Origin of the sequence: Psychrobacter sp. S1-30-MNA-CIBAN-0213 (assembly GCF_040309845.1) — a bacterium.
In the GTDB taxonomy this organism is placed as follows: domain Bacteria; phylum Pseudomonadota; class Gammaproteobacteria; order Pseudomonadales; family Moraxellaceae; genus Psychrobacter.
Genome location: NZ_JBEOPE010000096.1, coordinates 1 through 261, shown reverse-complemented (window position 1 = coordinate 261; position 261 = coordinate 1). Strand labels below are relative to the sequence as shown.

1 protein-coding gene is annotated in these 261 nt (G+C 46.7%); it reads right to left on the bottom strand.

The window, feature by feature from the left end; genetic code table 11:
- A partial coding sequence (locus tag AAEY87_RS14095) for a DUF7840 domain-containing protein (protein WP_502945487.1) occupies nucleotides 1-261 on the bottom strand: 261 nt, incomplete at both ends.

Below are 261 nucleotides of genomic sequence, written 5' to 3'. Positions count from 1 at the left end.
CCTCTATGCTAGCGCCCCAGGTCTGACCTTTTTTGGCAGCATTGTCCGGATTAAATGAGCGCCCCCGAAACAAAGTAAAATTCTGCAGTTCAATTCGGTCATTATTGACATTGTCGTCTTCAGTATCATATATCCGTAGCGAAGCTTTAAGCCCTTCTAAATCAAAAAACTGCGGATAGCCGCTTGGCCGATCAAGAGTATCGTGAAAGCCTGCACGCATGCCGATCTCGATATAATTATTATCGCCGCGTTGACCGGTGC